At 36.4% G+C, this 17,511-nt stretch carries 14 protein-coding genes; 5 read left to right on the forward strand and 9 right to left on the reverse strand.

The genetic code is table 11. The features are described 5' to 3' along the window. Positions 1-181 precede the first annotated feature (181 nt). On the reverse strand, positions 182-922 hold the full coding sequence (locus NRL14_RS18905) for an HNH endonuclease signature motif containing protein (protein ID WP_306725353.1): 741 nt from the start codon (positions 920-922) through the stop codon (positions 182-184). A 117-nt stretch (positions 923-1,039) separates the two neighbouring features. Then, positions 1,040-1,555: a transcriptional regulator gene (locus NRL14_RS18910; protein ID WP_306725354.1), complete on the reverse strand. Its 516-nt coding sequence runs from the start codon at positions 1,553-1,555 to the stop codon at positions 1,040-1,042. A gap of 239 nt (positions 1,556-1,794) precedes the next feature. On the opposite strand from NRL14_RS18910, the gene NRL14_RS18915 reads away from it, so the two are divergent. Then, the gene (locus NRL14_RS18915) at positions 1,795-2,256 is read left to right on the forward strand and encodes a phage integrase N-terminal SAM-like domain-containing protein (protein ID WP_306725355.1); all 462 of its coding nucleotides are present in this window, start codon (positions 1,795-1,797) and stop codon (positions 2,254-2,256) included. Positions 2,257-2,495: 239 nt separating this feature from the next. On the opposite strand, the gene NRL14_RS18920 is transcribed toward NRL14_RS18915, so the two are convergent. Beyond that, positions 2,496-3,407, reverse strand: coding sequence for a LysR family transcriptional regulator (locus tag NRL14_RS18920; RefSeq protein ID WP_306725356.1), 912 nt, complete (start codon positions 3,405-3,407; stop codon positions 2,496-2,498). 190 nt (positions 3,408-3,597) lie between these two features. On the opposite strand from NRL14_RS18920, the gene NRL14_RS18925 reads away from it, so the two are divergent. From NRL14_RS18925 to NRL14_RS18935, 3 genes are all read left to right on the forward strand, one after another. Then, a complete protein-coding gene (locus NRL14_RS18925) occupies positions 3,598-4,275 on the forward strand; it encodes a glutathione S-transferase family protein (protein WP_007375605.1) in 678 nt (225 codons plus the stop codon). Between the two features lie 86 nt (positions 4,276-4,361). Then, the gene (locus NRL14_RS18930) at positions 4,362-5,489 is read left to right on the forward strand and encodes a zinc-binding dehydrogenase (protein WP_149605055.1); all 1,128 of its coding nucleotides are present in this window, start codon (positions 4,362-4,364) and stop codon (positions 5,487-5,489) included. 403 nt (positions 5,490-5,892) lie between these two features. Then, positions 5,893-6,450 (forward strand): TMEM165/GDT1 family protein, encoded by a 558-nt coding sequence (locus tag NRL14_RS18935; RefSeq protein ID WP_306725357.1) that lies wholly within the window; start codon positions 5,893-5,895, stop codon positions 6,448-6,450. Between the two features lie 121 nt (positions 6,451-6,571). Here NRL14_RS18935 and NRL14_RS18940 read toward each other — a convergent pair whose 3' ends face one another. The 5 genes from NRL14_RS18940 to NRL14_RS18960 all read right to left on the reverse strand — a co-directional run bounded on the left by NRL14_RS18940 (position 6,572) and on the right by NRL14_RS18960 (position 11,483). Then, positions 6,572-8,371, reverse strand: a complete 1,800-nt coding sequence (locus NRL14_RS18940) for a TonB-dependent siderophore receptor (protein WP_306725378.1) — start codon at positions 8,369-8,371, stop codon at positions 6,572-6,574. Continuing rightward, positions 8,353-8,727 carry a hypothetical protein gene (locus NRL14_RS18945; protein ID WP_306725358.1) on the reverse strand — a complete coding sequence of 125 codons (375 nt, stop codon included), beginning with the start codon at positions 8,725-8,727 and terminating at the stop codon, positions 8,353-8,355. Before NRL14_RS18945 ends, NRL14_RS18940 begins: the two co-directional genes overlap by 19 nt. Before the next feature lie 87 nt (positions 8,728-8,814). Then, positions 8,815-9,342, reverse strand: a complete 528-nt coding sequence (locus NRL14_RS18950; RefSeq protein ID WP_007375609.1) for a DUF6436 domain-containing protein — start codon at positions 9,340-9,342, stop codon at positions 8,815-8,817. Then, positions 9,326-10,792: a methyl-accepting chemotaxis protein gene (locus NRL14_RS18955; RefSeq protein WP_306725359.1), complete on the reverse strand. Its 1,467-nt coding sequence runs from the start codon at positions 10,790-10,792 to the stop codon at positions 9,326-9,328. Before NRL14_RS18955 ends, NRL14_RS18950 begins: the two co-directional genes overlap by 17 nt. Before the next feature lie 136 nt (positions 10,793-10,928). Continuing rightward, positions 10,929-11,483, reverse strand: a complete 555-nt coding sequence (locus NRL14_RS18960; RefSeq protein ID WP_149605058.1) for an isochorismatase family protein — start codon at positions 11,481-11,483, stop codon at positions 10,929-10,931. Between the two features lie 152 nt (positions 11,484-11,635). On the opposite strand from NRL14_RS18960, the gene NRL14_RS18965 reads away from it, so the two are divergent. Further along, positions 11,636-16,147, forward strand: a complete 4,512-nt coding sequence (locus NRL14_RS18965) for an EAL domain-containing protein (protein ID WP_306725360.1) — start codon at positions 11,636-11,638, stop codon at positions 16,145-16,147. A 48-nt stretch (positions 16,148-16,195) separates the two neighbouring features. Here NRL14_RS18965 and NRL14_RS18970 read toward each other — a convergent pair whose 3' ends face one another. Beyond that, the gene (locus NRL14_RS18970) at positions 16,196-17,092 is read right to left on the reverse strand and encodes a cation diffusion facilitator family transporter (RefSeq protein WP_149605060.1); all 897 of its coding nucleotides are present in this window, start codon (positions 17,090-17,092) and stop codon (positions 16,196-16,198) included. Positions 17,093-17,511 lie beyond the last annotated feature (419 nt).

The raw sequence follows: 17,511 nt of genomic DNA on the forward strand, positions 1-17,511 counted from the left end.
GCTAAAGTAATTATGGCTTAAAAAAGTTAGGCAGGGATCAGTGCGTTTAACTTGACAGTGGGAGTCATACCAACGCCGTTTTAAGCGGCAAATTGCAGTTGGCTAAAATAAGTGAGGCACGAACAAAAAGCCAACTGTAATTTGTCCGACTTGAAAACCCTTGTTAGGCATGCATTACTGATTACTCGCCAGTTACTACATTTGAATCATTTGCTTTATTTACTGAAAGATGGAGAACAGGAAATGATGATTCACCACCGATACCTCCAACTATTTTTTGTTTCTCTATCGCTGCAAAAGCAAAAATATTAAATTGGCGCAATGCCTTTATTTCTTTATCTAGGTCTCTTGATGCATTAATTCTTTGGCTTGGCTCCATCTCCCGAGCTAACTCAGCCCAATCTTTAACATTTTGAATGAAACCACTAACCGCATCTACCTCTTCATCCGTTAGGTCATCGCTGTAATCGTTATAAAAAGCACATACTCCAGCGGCTAAGTTAAACATTTCTTTCCCTGAATTAATCACAGGTAATTTATCAGGAATTTCTTCTTTAACTCTTTTTATTTGGACTTTAGGTGTTGCAGGTTGATCTTTTAATTTATCTTCAACCCATTTCTCATGGTCGTCTTTTATTGTTCTCAATGATTCAGGAGGGTAAGTTTCAACTTGGTCGTCTATTTTTTTATGGTGGATACGACAGAGCAATATGAGGTTTGTTACATCATTAATTTTTTCTCTAGGGAAATCAGAATCACTTCTCGGACCTTTGTTAGCACCTGAAATAATGTGGCACTCTTCTCCAACAACAGATTCATTGTCATTTTGGGTACTTTCAAAAACTAATGTATGTTTACACATAGCACATTTGTTTCCAGACTTACCCCAAAGTATTTTTCGATTTTTATCTGAAATTGACACTGAACACTCCCTGAATGCCTAACGCCCTGTTAACAGGCAAAAAATAGTTGGTTAAAATAAGCGACGAAGGAGCAAAAACCAACTGTTTTTTGTCCTTGTTTAACAGCTTGTTAGGCTTCAATCTCTCGATTTATTTGGCCATGTTTTTACTTGTAATTTGTCTTTGTGTACTAAACGAGAACGCCACATTAAATCAGTTAACAAAATTGCAATTGCAAAGTTAAACCTTTGCCTAGTATTTGATGTTTGTTCTAGCTCGGTTGGTCCACACCAAGGCAACTGATTCGCTAATTTTGAAACTTTATCAGCGTCAAAATTGATGCCTCTCCAGCTATGACCAAATTCATTTCGGATCTTTCGTATTAAGGTTATCTCTCGAAACTCTCGGTCTTCGATTAAACCAAATGCATGAGCTGCGGATGCCTTTGCAGAGAAAGTACCTAATGGAGCATTAAACCCGCTAATCAAGTCTTTTCCTGATTTGTTATCTACGAAAAATGATTCAAGGATTTTTTGAAGCCAATCATCTAAAACTGCGGCTGCATTTAGAGTTGCACCTCTATCAGTTTCTTTATTAAATTCATTGAGAAATTCAGACAGTTCCTGCATTTCAGGTTCTAAAGGTTGACGCATATTCTTCCTTGAAGCCTAACAATTTTATAGTGCGCTCATCGCGCATATATCTGCCAATGTCACGCTCATGTATTCAATAATTCTTTTTTAACAAATAACTTAACACATTGCTATATATAATTTTTTATTAGCACTCAAACTATTAATAAAAGACAAAATGCGCTCGCCGCTCATTTTCTTGAATATGGGAGCAGCACAACTATACTGTATATAAAAACAGCGTTATTATTGGTGGTAATATGAAAACACGTTCCCCATTTTTAAATTACATAGCTGAATATATGTTGGTTCGTCGATATTCATTACGTACCGTAGATACCTACCTGAGATGGATTGCATCTTATATCCATTTTAATAATAAACGCCACCCCGCCTCAATGGTAGATAACGAAGTCGAGCGCTACTTAGAACATTTAGTGTTAAATCAAAACGTCGCGCCACGTACGCAAGCCACTGCACTCAATTCATTGTCATTTTTATACAAACATATAATAAAAAACGAACTTTCATTAAATTTAAATTTTGCCCGTAGTAAAAAACAAGCAAAGCTCCCTGTCGTGATGACCCCAGAGGAAGTTAAAATGTTGATGGCTCATTTAAATAAGCGCTATTATTTAATTGCAGCCCTTATGTATGGAAGTGATTTAAGAGTAATGGAAGCGGTGCAATTAAGAGTAAAAGATATTGATTTTGATTATTAACAAAATAAACTAGACAGCCACTCTAATTACGCAAACAAAACGGTGGCAATTTAATTTTTAAGTTAATAATTTACCTTTTATTGCAGGGTTATTTCATTTCATCCATTAGATAATAGTGAACGAATAGGTCGCAGGTTAAAAACAATCGATTTAAAATAATAGGATTTTCTCCTAAAAAGGGTAATTACACAGTTTAAGTGCCTAAGAGTAAATATAGCGCCCTGAGATTACTCACTTTATTAACTTTCATTTGTTACTTTTATTTTTTGCACTAAAAAATCCACAGCCGCTTTTACCTTTGGTACTAAGTAGCGATGTTTTTGATATAACAAGTACACGGCCATTTCGGCGCTTTGCGTTATGGTAAGTTCATGTTCAAACGTAAGCTCTTGCAATTTTCCTGACTCTAGATATGAAGCTAACGCCCATCGGGTAGACATTAAAATACCTTCACCGTTGCACGCCTTTTTTGCAAGCCAAGGTCCATTGTTTGAAATAGCGACAGCAGGCCCTGAAACATCATGCCATTGACCATTCATATTACACAACCAAGGCGTTGGCCCTAATGGAGCTTTAAAATAAAGACCCTTATGATGCTGCAACTCCATCGCGTTCATCGGCACACCGTATTTTTCTAAATAACGGGGTGAAGCGACGGGAATGAATCCATTGTCCATAAGCCTTATTGCAAGTACTCGCTCATTTGGGGCGTAACCGCCACGAATAGCAATATCAACATCATCACGTCCAAGTGTTGATAACTCATCACTTAAACTAACATCTAATATAATTTCTGGGTACAACTGGCTGAACTCATCAAGTAAAGGAAGTAGGATTTTTTCGCCAAAACCCACCATCGAACTGATGCGTAGACGTCCCATTGGGGTAGTTTGGTAACTACGAACAGTTTCATTGCTTTGCTCTAACTGATTTAGTATTTGCTGCATGTCGTTATAATAAATCTGGCCTACTTCAGTCAGCTTTACAATACGGGTCGAACGCTTTAAAAGCGTTGCACCTAAACTTTTTTCTAAATCTGCAACTCGCCTTGATAAAGAAGATGACGGTACATTAAAAACTTTTGCAGCTTTAGTAAAACTTCCTGTTTCTACTACTTTATTAAAATATCGTATTGCCCGAAGTTGATCCAACTCTTCTCTCCATTAAGTAAATTTACGAATGCCTTTATTATTGTCTTAAAGGCAAAAGTGATTCGCATTTTCTCTTATATATAACCAAATTAAAACAAGTAATAATGTATTTAGCTTAACGACTGAGATTTTAATTTGCATTTTTGATGCAATTAAAAAGTACCTTCACATTAATAATGGGAACTGATTTATGATTACTTTGCACGGCTTCGCCGCGAGTAACTATTACAACTTAGTAAAACATGTACTTTTGTATAAAGAACTCTCATTTAAAGAACACCTAATTTATAGTGGTAACGATGACTTATTGGCCATCAGTCCGGTCGGTAAAGTCCCGGCTATTACTACATCTGAAGGACTTAATATTTCAGAGTCGAGTGTTATTTGTGACTTTATTGAAGAAACTTATCCTGAAAATGCGTTATACCCAGAAAATGCCGGAGAACGCGCTGTTGTTCGCCAAATAATGAAAGTAGCTGAACTTTATTTTGAATTGCCAAGTAGACGATTAATACCTTATGTATTTTCAGGCACTGAAGCCCCTGAATCACTAAAAGTTGAAGTACGCCAAGTATTAAGCCGTGGCGTTATTGCCTTAAGTCGATTATGTAAATTTTCTCCTTGTATTGCGGGTGAGCAATTTACAATGGCTGATATTTACGTTTATTACGTTAACACCATTGTCAGTGCTTTTGGCTCTAGCCAACTTGACTGGGATGTACTTGCACAAGTACCTAAAATGAAAGAGTGGAACGATTCGATGAGTCAATCTGCTATTGCCCAAAAAGTAGAAGCGGATCGACAGGCAAATATACCTGAGTTTATGCAAAAGATTAAAACTCAAATTCAAGCAGTGAATCCAAAGTAATATTTTACGCTAAGTGTAATCAAAAAATAACCAATACGATAAAGCGATTGGTTCAACGAACTTAATTATTGACAGGAGTGACCCAAATGACTGATACAAATATTCAACTTACTTCAACTATTAGTAAAAATGGTAAGCTAACACTTGCTTTAAAAAACATCGAAATGCCGCAACCTGGCCCCGATGAGGTTGTTGTTCGTCTTGAAGCTGCTCCACTAAACCCTTCAGACTTAGGCGTTTTATTCAGCGCAGCTGATATGTCTACAGCGGTGCAATCAGGTACTGTGCAAAACCCTGTTATTACAGCTGATGTTCCGGCTCAATTTATGCCCTCACTTAAAACGCGAGTTGATAAAGCAACGCCAGTTGGAAATGAAGGTGCTGGGACTGTTGTTGCAGCTGGCTCATCGCCCGCAGCACAAGCATTAATAGGTAAAACCGTAGCTGTAATTGGTGGAGGAACTTATCGTCAATTTATATGTGCCAATGTGCAGAGCTGTTTAGAATTAAAAGAAGGGACTACAGCTAAAGAAGGTGCGTCATCTTTTGTTAACCCGCTTACCGCACTAGCAATGGTAGAAACCATGCGCGCTGAGGGTCATAAAGCCATTATACATGCCGCAGCAGCTTCTAACCTAGGTCAAATGTTAAACCGTATTTGTATTGCCGATGGTATTGATTTAATAAATATTGTGCGTAAAGCAGAACAGGAAACACTATTACGTAACATGGGTGCAAAATATATTGTTAACTCAAGTAGCGACTCTTTTCTTTCGGACTTAACGGCAGCAATTATTGAAACGGGCGCAACGATTGCGTTTGACCCCATTGGCGGTGGTCAATTAACAAGTGAAATTCTTAATTGTATGGAAGTTGCTGCAGCTCGTGATATGAAAGAGCACACTATTTATGGCTCTGACACATTCAAGCAAGTTTATATTTATGGTGCATTAGATCGAGGCCCAATTACGCTAAACCGTAACTTTGGTTTTGCTTGGGCTGTAAATGGATTTTTATTATTTAATGCATTAGGTAAATTAGGAACTAATACAGTAATGGCGATGCGCGAACGTGTTGCAAATGAAATTACTACCACATTTGCAAGTCACTACACACATGAAGTGTCATTAGCTGAAGTATTGCATTTAAAATCAATTGCAGCTTACTCTAAACAAGCAACCGGTGAAAAATACTTAATTAAACCTCAGGCTTAAGTAAATTTTAAAGCTCACTATGGTTTAACTAATTGATTTTAAATATGTAAAAGCAGATGCTATTTATAGCGTCTGCTTTTTATTCATTTTTTAAAATAAAAGCAAACGCCATACTCTTCTTAATATTTACCGAATAAAAAATTTATGGAATAATGCAATTTCTCTTGGGGGAGTAGCCCACTCAGTACTGTCAATTACAATAAATAACTAGTTAGTGAACTAGAGCACTTATATTTTAATTAATTGATAGACGAGTAAACTTATCAACATAATTGCACCTCACGTGCATGGTAAGTTTGTAATGTTGTAGCAGCATTATCGGCGAGACCTAGGTAGGCACTATCCTCATGGCGGGAGATAGTTGTTTGCCTTGGTTTAATATTCCCGCCTGTAAGTAATATTTATGGAAGTTTTTTTCACATCAACCGTCACAGTAGCCTTAGCTGAAATAGGCGATAAAACACAGCTTTTATCGTTAGTACTTGCCGTCCGTTTTCACAATAAAATAGCACTTATTTTAGGTGTATTAGCCGCAACTATTATTAACCATGGCCTCAGTGCTTGGTTTGGAAATTGGCTGAGCAATAACTTTGCAACTCAGTACATGCCATGGATTGTTAATGCTAGTTTTATTGGCGTTGGCCTTTGGCTGCTTATTCCTGATAAGGATGAAGAAATTAGCCATAAGCACGATAAATATGGTGCTTTTTTTGTCGCGTGTATATTGTTTTTTATTGCCGAAGTTGGTGATAAAACACAAATAGCAACCATTCTATTAGGCGCGCAATACCAATCAATTTGGTGGGTTACTCTTGGCACTACACTGGGCATGTTAATAGCAAATGTACCTGTTATTTTTGCAGGTAATGCGCTTTTAAGCCAAGTGCCATTAAATACAGTGCGTGCAATTTCGGCCAGTGTATTTGTTTTACTAGGGTTATATGGTTTTGCTACTATTTAACCTAAACTCCGGAGAATAAACCTACCTCAAGCAGCTATTTCCAACCTTAACTACATTTAATTTAAAACGAAAGCTCAATATTATTGAGCTTTCGTACTTTTATCTTAGAGGTACTTTGGTATTAAAACTGATATTTTGCAGATAAATATACGCGTCTTGGCTCACCAGGAAAATGCCCAGTACGGTCAATAAAGCCACTCGATGCATATTCTTTATCAAAGACGTTTTTAACTGATATTTGCCATGTCCAGTTTTCTACTTGCGTTTTCCAGGCCATGTTATAAATTGTATATGGTTTAACGTGTGCGCCATCAAGGCTTACTTGTTCGTCAACATAGTCAAGCCCTGCAGCTATTGATGAGTTGATGCTTGGTAAATCGTAGCGCGTCCATAAGCCAGCTGTATTTTGTGGGGCATTTGCAAATTTATCAGTGCCTTCTGCTTGCGCAGAAAAATCTTCACTTTGCTCATTAATACGCGTGTCGTTATACGCATAACTTGCGGTAACAACCCACTTGTCAGTTATATCACCCACTATCTCAAGCTCAAAACCATCACTTTGTACTTCACCTAGGGATTCAAGTTGATCAATTCCCGTGTCGTTTTGCAATAAGCTGGTTTGTAATATATTTTTACGAATAATCTGATACGTCGCAATATTAATGGCTAACGAGTCATCAAGTAACTTAGTACGTAAACCTAGCTCTGTAATATGGCTGTTTTCAGGCTCAAATGGTCCACCAACTTCTTGCGACTGGCTTGCTGCATCTTGCGGTAAAAAACCGGTGCCATATAAAGCATAAGGAAAAAAAGTATCGCTAATATTGTAGCTAGTACCTACCCTAAAAGTAACATCGCTATCAGAGAACTCAACGTTAGATACTTTATCCGTGTCTTCAAAATGATCGTAGCGCAAGCCTGCGGTTACATTCCATTTTTCAGTGATATCTACTTGGTCTTGTATATAAATACCTAACCTTTTTGAGTCTGTGCTTATAATTCGCGGTGTTATATTTTCTAAGTCGTAATTAGCCGCCGATGTTAAACCATATTGTGGATCAATCAGCGAGAGTCCAGGTACAGGGCCGCCTTTACTTTGTTGAGTCGCAGTGCGGTACACGGCATCAAATTTTGATGAGTACCAATCAGAGCCCACTAAAAATATATGTTCCATATTGGCTATGGTTGTTTCAGCAATTAAATTAGCGGTAATACTTAGCCCTTCATTCTCGCGCTTTTGATCTCTAAATTCGCGTTCACTCCAATCAACAACACCATCATTATCGGTATCAGACAAGCCACGTGGCTCATGATAGTTTTGTTGCTCTTCATTGGTAAAATAACGAGTCGTAACATCTAAGCTAAACACATCACTTAATTGGTTTTTATACGTTGCTTGGTATACGTCCGCAGACATTTTTTGATAGTCAGTTGCTTCATTATGATTCCAATCTCTACTTGCAATAAAATCACCATTTTCGTCAACAGGCACACCACGTAAACGTGCTCCTCCTAAGTCTTGATCTATATTAGTATATTGCAGCACAAGATTAGACTCATCATTAAAATCAAAGCGATAGCCTAAATCTATAATGGTATTATCTTCTGCCGTGTTATATCTAAACGGGTTTTGACTATCTTTGTAAATACCAATTCTGTAAGCTTGCGTTTGCTCATCATTCACGCTACCCGTTGATTCGAATGCGCCACTTATAAAGTCATCATTCCCGATTTCTAATTCAATGGCAGTATTAGCGTCATATTGTGGCTTTTTAGTCATATAGTTAATAATCCCACCAGGATTACCGCTTCCATAAACTGCCCCACTGGGACCTTTTAACACAGCAACTTGCTCAATGTTAAATAACTGCGGAACAGCAAAGCCATTAAACGGATCACCTTTTACGCCATCATATAAAATTTCGTCTTGGCGAAATCCTCTAAAAAAGTAACACCCGAATAGCTAAAACCATTTACACCTGCGATATTACTGTATAAATCGGTAATTTGACGTGCAGCTTGGTCACTTATTAAAGCTTGTGGCAATATTTGAATTGATTGTGGTATTTTTTCTAGTGGAGTATTGGTGCGTGTGCCAAATGCTGACTCTGTTGGTCGATATAATGAAAAAGCGCGACCCGTTACTTCAATAGTCTCAATAGCGTTTTCAGCTTTGTTTATTGAATTAGGTGATGTTTGTTCTACTTCACTAGCGATTACGTTTGCAGAACTAAAAATAATAGATGTGATTGCAAGAGATAAAAGAGAAAATTTCATTAGAATTAAATAGGCAAAAATACGGTGTGGGCATGATAATGAAAATAAATCTCAATTGCAATAACGTAATTAATTAACGAGGCGTGTTTATGATTCGTTATTTGTGCAATAACAGCCCTTTGTGTCAGTAATTAATAACTCAGAATTAAACCCTGAAGCCAAATTAGTAATGACTGTTTCAACAAAGCCACTCCCCTGTGAACACGCCAATCCTTCAGACAATGGCCCTGCATAAACAAATTGCCCGTGCTTATCTATAATGACAGCAGCAGGCGTAGCAGGTACAACTCGCTTCAATTGCTGTGTTAGTTGAACCTGCACAACACCAAGTCCTTTGCTTTTAGCAAAAGTAGTGAGTGAATTTATATGCGGCTTAGCCTGCGTAAAACAACCACAACTTTCCTCAGTAACGAGTAGCAACGACGCTGTATCTTTATTGTCCCACACGATCTGTTGTTTAAAGTCATTAAACCAACTTTTTTGCATAAATACTTTAGCGCTGTCAAAGGTTTTTAACTGCCCTAATTGAAAATACACCAGCCCAGTTATAACAACGCTAAACCACACAATGATAAGTATGGCATTCCAATAATTAACCTTATTTAAATTTGGCAATACTTTGCTCTAGCACGTCAATACTGACATGTATTAATTGTACTTTAGAGGTCAGTTGTTGAACTATTTTAGTGTCTTCATATTGATTTTTTCGCATATGATCAGTGCTCGTAGCTATTTGCGAGGTGTTTACTGCTTGTTCTGCAACAACCTGTGATACCGAATTTGTACTTGTAGATACCGCAGCAATTTGCTCGCTCATTGCAGAAATGTTCTCTTTCATTGCAGTACTTATATGCGTTAAATCAACAACAAAATCAACACATTGGCTCATAGACTGAGTTGATGTTTTACTGTTATTAACTAAATCTTTTAATGTAAGGCTAATTTTGTCTGTCGTCGCTTTACTGTTATTCGCAAGTGATCTAACCTCATCAGCAACCACAGCAAAGCCACGGCCGTGCTCACCCGCTCTCGCAGCCTCAATTGCCGCATTTAATGCTAATAAATTAGTCTGTTCAGCAATACCTGATATTTCATTAAGAAGACTTGAAATAACATCCCCAGCGGCAACTAAATGATTAATTTGCTCTTCAGTATGATTTAAAAGAGTTAGTAGTTCTCTACTCTTACTGTCAGTTTGTAGCACTTCATGCAAGGCATCACTTGCTGCTTGGGTAATGTTATCTACTTGATGTTTTAAAATCTCACTTTCTTGCTCTACAAGTTTAAAGCCATGCGCAACTTGGGCACCCGAGCTGGCAATATCATCAGTTTGTTGTGTTCGTTGCTGTGCCCCGTCAGCTAATTGAGCCTGTACTTGAATCAACTCTTGAGAGTTACCTTGTAAAGAGTCAGATTGTGTTTGCACTTCTTTAATTACATCAGATAAATAGTCGAGCAACGTATTAAAACCTAAAACAGCTTCACTTTCAGTAGCGTCAGCCCGTAAAGAAAGCTTAATGTGAGCAGGGTCTTGCATTATTTGCTCTGTTGCATAGCTTAGCGATAAACCAGCTCTACGCTCTCGTCGTAATGTTATTGCGATATACCCAGCTACGATTACTTCAACTATTGCATAGCCGGCATGGATAAGTACCGTTGTAAAAGCAAGTCTGTCAGGGTCGAATACATACACACCTGTATTTTGAGTTTGTAAGTAATAAAAAGAAAAGTGATGGACAGCGACAAATAAAATTGCAGTTATAAATACATGCCATTGTACAAATACGATTAGCATGGGCATTAAAATAAATATTTCAAAATGCACTTCAATCAGACCAAACGTTTGTTGTATATGCAAAAAAGAAAACATCATAGTTGCTGCTGCAACAATATGTGGTGTTATTTGACTATTTACATTTGTGTTGAGTAACCAAATAGGTAACAAACAAAGTGGCAAACCTACAACAAAAGCTTGCATCAACGTATCAAAATATAAGCCTAAAACTATTGATTCAATAAATAGCAGACTAAATATAATTGTAAATAACCTAGAAACATTAGACATAAAAACCTTACTACTTTTGATTTATCAGTTAAGCCCGATTCATACGTAGTTAAACGCCAATAAGTTCATTGGAATCAGGAAAATTTGGTGAATTTATTTATCCGCTTTATTTTTAATTTAAAGCAGGGTCTATTCATTATTTTATTATAGACAAAATTTCTTTAAATGTTGTCGTTGCTGAATTTTTTACCCATTGAAAAATAACAGTTTCAGCACACGAAATTATAGCACCCGCTTGTTGTAATTGCTCAATAGCAATTTGCTTATGCTTTTCATTTCTAGAACCGATGGCGTCTGCAATCACAATTACGTCAAACCCGCTTTGTAAAAGATCTAAACAAGTTTGCAATACACAAACATGTGCTTCAGTACCAACAACAATTATCTGAGGCCGAGCAAACTGCTTCATACTAGCCAGAAAACCAGGTTCGGCACAGGCACTAAAATGTGTTTTATCGAAATACGTTGCTTTTGGTAAAAGGGCTTTTATTTCATCTTGTGTGCCACCTAAGCCTTTTTTATACTGCTCTGTAATTAAAACGGGTATACCATATATAAGGCTCGTTTGAGCCAGCTGTAAAGTACAGCTCAAGATTGTAGGAAAACACTCTATCGCAGGTGCCAACTTGCTTTGCAAATCAATCACTAAAAGCACACTTTGTGAAGCATCAATATTGAATACCCTACTCATATTTACCTCATGGGTTTATAACACCAGTATTTAAAAGTTAACTTAATTCAATCACCAAAAAATGTTTGACTCATGTATCTTTCATACGAGTCAAAATTTAAATTTATGCTATATTACAATACTATCCTACTTATTATGGGGCGAGTTTATAAGTGTATTGGAGTAAGTTTTTTTTCCTCACCATCACTGTTTGTTTTCTTTGCATAGGAAGTGTATCAGCTTCGCAAAATTATGCTCAACAGCTACAACGCATCTCAACTGATGAAGGCTTATCACAAAGTTATGCACTGCAATCGATTCAAGATGATATTGGTTACATCTGGATTGCCACGGCACAAGGACTAAACAGATATGATGGTTATCAAATAAAAACCTTTGATGGGGGTTTCGACCTAGACCAAGACTACATTAATAAACTGTTTAAAACCCAAGACGGTCAAATAATTGTTTCTACCGATGTATCTGGCGCATACATGATTAACCCGCTGACCCTAAAAACAGAAAAAATTTATTCGGGTCAACTAGATAAAAAACAAACAGATTTCTCTCCTATATCTAGTATCACACAATTAGAAAATACATTTTATTTTGCGATAAACGAAAAAATATTTAGCTTTAATAATGATCAAAAAAAATTAGATTTAAAAATAGCTCTAAAAAATAAAAATTATTACATCAGAGCTCTTAAAATTTACGACAATATACTCTATGTAGGTACCGATAATGGACTTTTTACGTATAATTTAAAAACACAAAGTCTGGCGCCATTGACAATTCACCAACCTAAAAAAACAACAGTCGACAACAATGACATCAAGTTTTTAACAATTGATGATGACTTAGGGCTGTTAATTGGCACTGTGGAAGGAATGTATCGCATTGCATTTAACACCACTAAACAGATTGATCCTACCCAGATTACCACTCTTATTGCTGATTATAATATTTGGGATTATGCGAACACTGTATATGGTGAGTTTATTGCAACTGAAAGTGGCTTGTTTCAATATCACAGAGACACAACCCAATTAGAATTCATTTTAAGCTTTGATAAAAGCAAATTTAACATCACCGAAAATACAATAAACAATTTAATGCTTGATAGATCTGGTGTACTTTGGCTCGCGTCTCGAACACAAGGCGTACTTACATGGGCAACTCAGACTCGTAGATTTAAGCAAATTACCTTACCTAAAAACAATACCATAAATAAAATTTATCAAGATAAAAATAACATTCTTTGGTTAGGCACCAACGATGGTCTAACTCGCTACAACTTAACAACAAAAGACAGTAAAACATATTTGCAATCAACTGACTCTAAAGCGGTTTATGGTGAATATTCCGTATACGACATTTTTCCTTCTCAGCTTGATGATAAGTACCTCTGGTTAGTGCGGTTTAATGGACTGGATCTATTTGACAAAAGCACCGGCAAAATTATCGAAAAAAGAAACCAGAAAAAAAGTGGCGTGAATGGTGAAAATTTATATGGGTTTTCCCCTTTCAGCTCCGATGTTTTTACCTATATGTCTAGTGAAAACTTTTATATCTATAGTGGAAAAACAGGAGAAAGCAGAGTAATCAATGGATTGAAAGACAAAGTAAACCCTCTAAAGGCTTATACATTTCACCAACCGTTGAAATCGCATCCTAAAGAGCTGCTATTGAGCACTGCAAAAAGACTATATCGCTATAATGAGAAAACGCAAAAGCTCACCACTATTTTTCAATCGAACAGCACTAAAGATAATGTTCTTCATACAGTAGAAAATATTTACCTTGATGAAGCTCATGATACTTTGTGGCTAGCTACCACTCAAGAAGGGCTAATTGGTGTAAACCCAAGTACGTATCAAAGAAAACATTATATAGGCTTAAAAAACACACTGAGCACTGATTCTATCTATTCGTTGCTCGCAGATGATCACAACGGATTTTTATGGGTTAGCAGTAATAATGGTTTATATCAGCTCAATTTAGATACGCTTAATACTAATACTTACACAATAGAAGATGGTTTAAGTACAAATGAATTTGAGCCAATTTCAGCCGTTAGACTGCAAGATAATCAGCTCGCATTTGGCAGTAACTCTGGGCTACAGGTATTTGACCCATCTGATTTTATCACTACCAGCTCAAAGAGTAGCCTTGAAATTACTGATATAGACCTATTTTCAAAAAGCTTAAATTATTATCCAAATGAATACACTAACAAGCCATTGATGCTTAGCCATAAAGATATGGGCCTGATGATTAGCTTTTCTAACTTTGATTATCAAAACAAAGACAAAGTACGTTATAAAGTCACTTTATCAGGACCAACCTCACTTACCTATGATGATTTAAAAGTAAATAAAGTCTTTTTTACTAAATTGCAACCCGGCGATTACTCTCTTACTGTGTCGGCATACACCAGAGATGGAATTAATATAAGCATACCAAAAACACTCAACTTTAATGTAGCGTATGCCCCTTGGCAATCACCTATTGCCTATACGGCCTATTTATTCGGTATTATCATCATTTTGTCTTTACTTTTTTGGCAGTATCGTAGTCGCCAAATTGTGATTGGAGAAGCTCACAGAGCGACGATCGATTCGCAAAAGCAAACTGAGCTTGCGCTTAAAAATAATAAAAGCGGTGTATGGAACTATTACTTTAAGGATAACTCTGTAAACACACAACGCGGAAAAGAGCTAGGTTATTTAGACTTACCTAAACGTATTCAACTAGATGATTTTTTAGCCTTGATACATCCAGATGATCGCCGACGAATTGAGGGGCAATTACTTTCATATGCTCAGCAAAACGATACGCTAAGCTTGCAAAATAATTGGCAAGCTACATATAGATTACGCCATAAAACAGGTCATTGGTTATGGTATCAAGACCTTGGCCAAATTGTGTATAAACCACAATCCTCTGAGCCTTTGTATATTTCAGGTATTTATACAAACATTACAGAGCAGCGAGCCAATGAACAACAAGCGGCTATTCTTGGTCAGGTTTTTAGTCAAATAACCGATTGGCTATTGATTCTTGATGATCAACTTATGCCTTTTTCAGCCAATAATAGCTTTATTAATACATTTTCAAACAAAAAGTCTATTGCCGAATTAAACCCTAAACTTTTCATTAAAGCGATAGGTAAAGCCAAGTGTAAAGAATATTCAGCAATATTAAAGGCGTTAAAGCCAACACAAAATTGGCGTACAGATGCCTATATCAACACAGCAATAAATAATGAACATCCTATACATATAAGTGTTACAGCAGTAGCAAAAGGCACCAATGACGTAAGCTACTACGTTGTCGTTATTTCTGATTTAACCGAACAGAAAAACGCAGAAAACGAGCTTCGCTATCTAGCAAACTTTGATCCCCTAACACGCTTACCAAACCGTAGTTTAATGCATCAAAAAATAGAAAAAGCGATTAATCATGCAGACAAAAGTAATAAGCAATGTGCACTACTATTTATCGACCTTGATAAATTTAAACCCGTTAATGACTCATTTGGGCATGCCGTAGGCGATAAGCTACTTTGTGATATTACACAACGCGTAACAAATATACTGAGTAACAAAGCAACACTTGGCCGCCAAAGTGGTGATGAATTTTTAGTACTGATAAAGCATGTAGATTCACTAAAGTCGCTTACTGAGACAGTAAAAAAAATTAGCCGCGAATTGGCAAGCAAAGTCATTATTGAGGATTTCTCTATCAATATATCTGCCAGTATTGGTGTTGCCCTTTATCCATTCGATGCTATAAATGCAGATCTACTGATCCGAAATGCTGATGTTGCAATGATGCATGCAAAGCAAGCTGGCAGAAATGGATTTAAATTTTTTAGTGAAGAAATGAATGAAGAAATAAAACAAAAGCTTATTCTTGAAAATGATTTAAAAGATGCCGTAAAAGACAATCGGTTTTTTAATCATTACCAACCTATAGTTGATATAAAAACAAAAACTATTAATGGCGTAGAGCTACTGATGCGCTGGGATAATAAAGGTCAATTAGTGTCACCTGCTTTATTTATCCCTATCGCAGAAGAAACAGGATTAATAGAAAAACTTACAGAGCAAGCAATGAAACGAGCACTTATTGAGCTTGCTCCAATTCTGAGCAATAACCCATTGTTTTATATTTCTTTAAATTTATCACCTAAACATATTTTAAAAGCGAATATAACTGAGCGGCTACTCTATATATTAGAAAAATCACAAATATCACCAAGGCAGATCAGACTTGAAATTACAGAAAGTATTTTACTTGAAGACAAATTTAAAGCAGCTAAACAATTACAAAACTTAAAAGCAGCTGGTTTCAAATTACTGCTAGATGACTTCGGCACGGGTTACTCGTCATTAACGTACTTAAGTCAGTTCCCTATAGATGTAATTAAGATTGATCAAAGTTTTGTTAATAGTATTGGCATTGATAAAGACGACGAATCTATTATTAAAACGATATATTCGTTAGCTGAAAACTTAGAGCTTTATTGCATTGCTGAAGGTGTTGAAACACAAGAGCAAATGATATTTTTAGCAAATATAGGTTGCCATGTACTACAAGGGTATTACTTTGCAAAGCCAATGAGCGCCAAAGAGTTACGCAAAAATAGTTGTTTTGAAGAAATTTTGGGGTTAATTTAATTTTACTAATTCGCATGCGAATAAAATCACGCCCAGCATGTCCATAAATTAATGAACATGCGTATGCTCAGCATGGCTCTCTATTTGCAACACACTACTTTTAACATTGAATTTGTCTGACAGCACTTGCTCTACTTTTAAGCGACACGCTTCGTCGTGTTTTTCAATAGTGCAGTGCTGTTTAAGTACAACATGGGCACCAACTACGATCCCTCTGTACTTACGAGTAACAGTGACATTATGCACATCATGCACGTGCTCCATATGCGTAATTTCGTTTTCAATATCAATTGCTTTTGGTAACTGCGCTTTATTTAAACGTAAACCTTTAATACAACTAATAATTACTTTAATACCAGTAAATAAAACAAACGACGCAATCAACATGCTCGATAGAATGTCAATTACATCCCAGCCAGTAAAATAAATAAGCACACCAGCAACAAAAGTCGATACAGTAGAAATTAAATCAAAAAATGAGTGTAAGAATACGGCATAGATATTAATACTTGCTTTACGTCCTTTGTATAAAACCCAAGCAGCGGCACCATGAAACAAAAACCCGATCCCCGCAATTACCGACATTAAATAACTATTAATAGCAAGTTCATGCCCCTCACTTTGATGCATGAACCGTTCACCGCCTTCATACAAAATAATTAAGCTAATAGCTAAATACAAAACACCATTTACAAGTCCACCTAATAACTCAGCCCGTTGATGTCCATCATTATAAGTTTTAGCAAAATGAATCGCTAAGCTAGACGCAATTAAAGCAATAAAAAGTGAGCTATTATGGACAAATAAATGACCCGCATCAGCAAGTACCGCAAGTGAATTTGAATAATAAGCCCCGATGACTTGAATAACCATAAATGAGCACGTGATAGCCAGGGCAATCAGTAGCCTACGGCGTGAAGCTTGGTGTGTAGTGATCTCTGTCATGAAGTGCTTGAATTACCTATACTTAAAATGCAAGTAAGCCATTAAAAGGCTCAACTGGAAGGAGTAATGATATACAGTATCAATTGTAATACTTTACGCACTTAAACGCACTAAAAAATTAAGTAAATAGATATAATAATTTTGTCTCGTTATGGGGTGGTTTTCTCATTGTTAAATAGCCCTGTATTTAAGTAAATTAATATACAGCTATTGAGTTACATCCAATATAAAACTGAGAATAGAATATTTTTGTGAAAGTAAACTTTTCGGTTCGTGCAGTAAAAATTAATAAAATTAAAATGCCATTACTTTCAAAAAATGCTATATCAGCCCACTTCTCTAGTGCCTATTTTTGTGGTTAAAACGCCTTAGTAGTGATAATCTGCACAGGCTGAAATTATAAACAATACAACTGCTCA

The sequence above is a fragment of the Pseudoalteromonas sp. 20-92 genome (assembly GCF_030847595.1).
Classification (GTDB): domain Bacteria; phylum Pseudomonadota; class Gammaproteobacteria; order Enterobacterales; family Alteromonadaceae; genus Pseudoalteromonas; species Pseudoalteromonas fuliginea.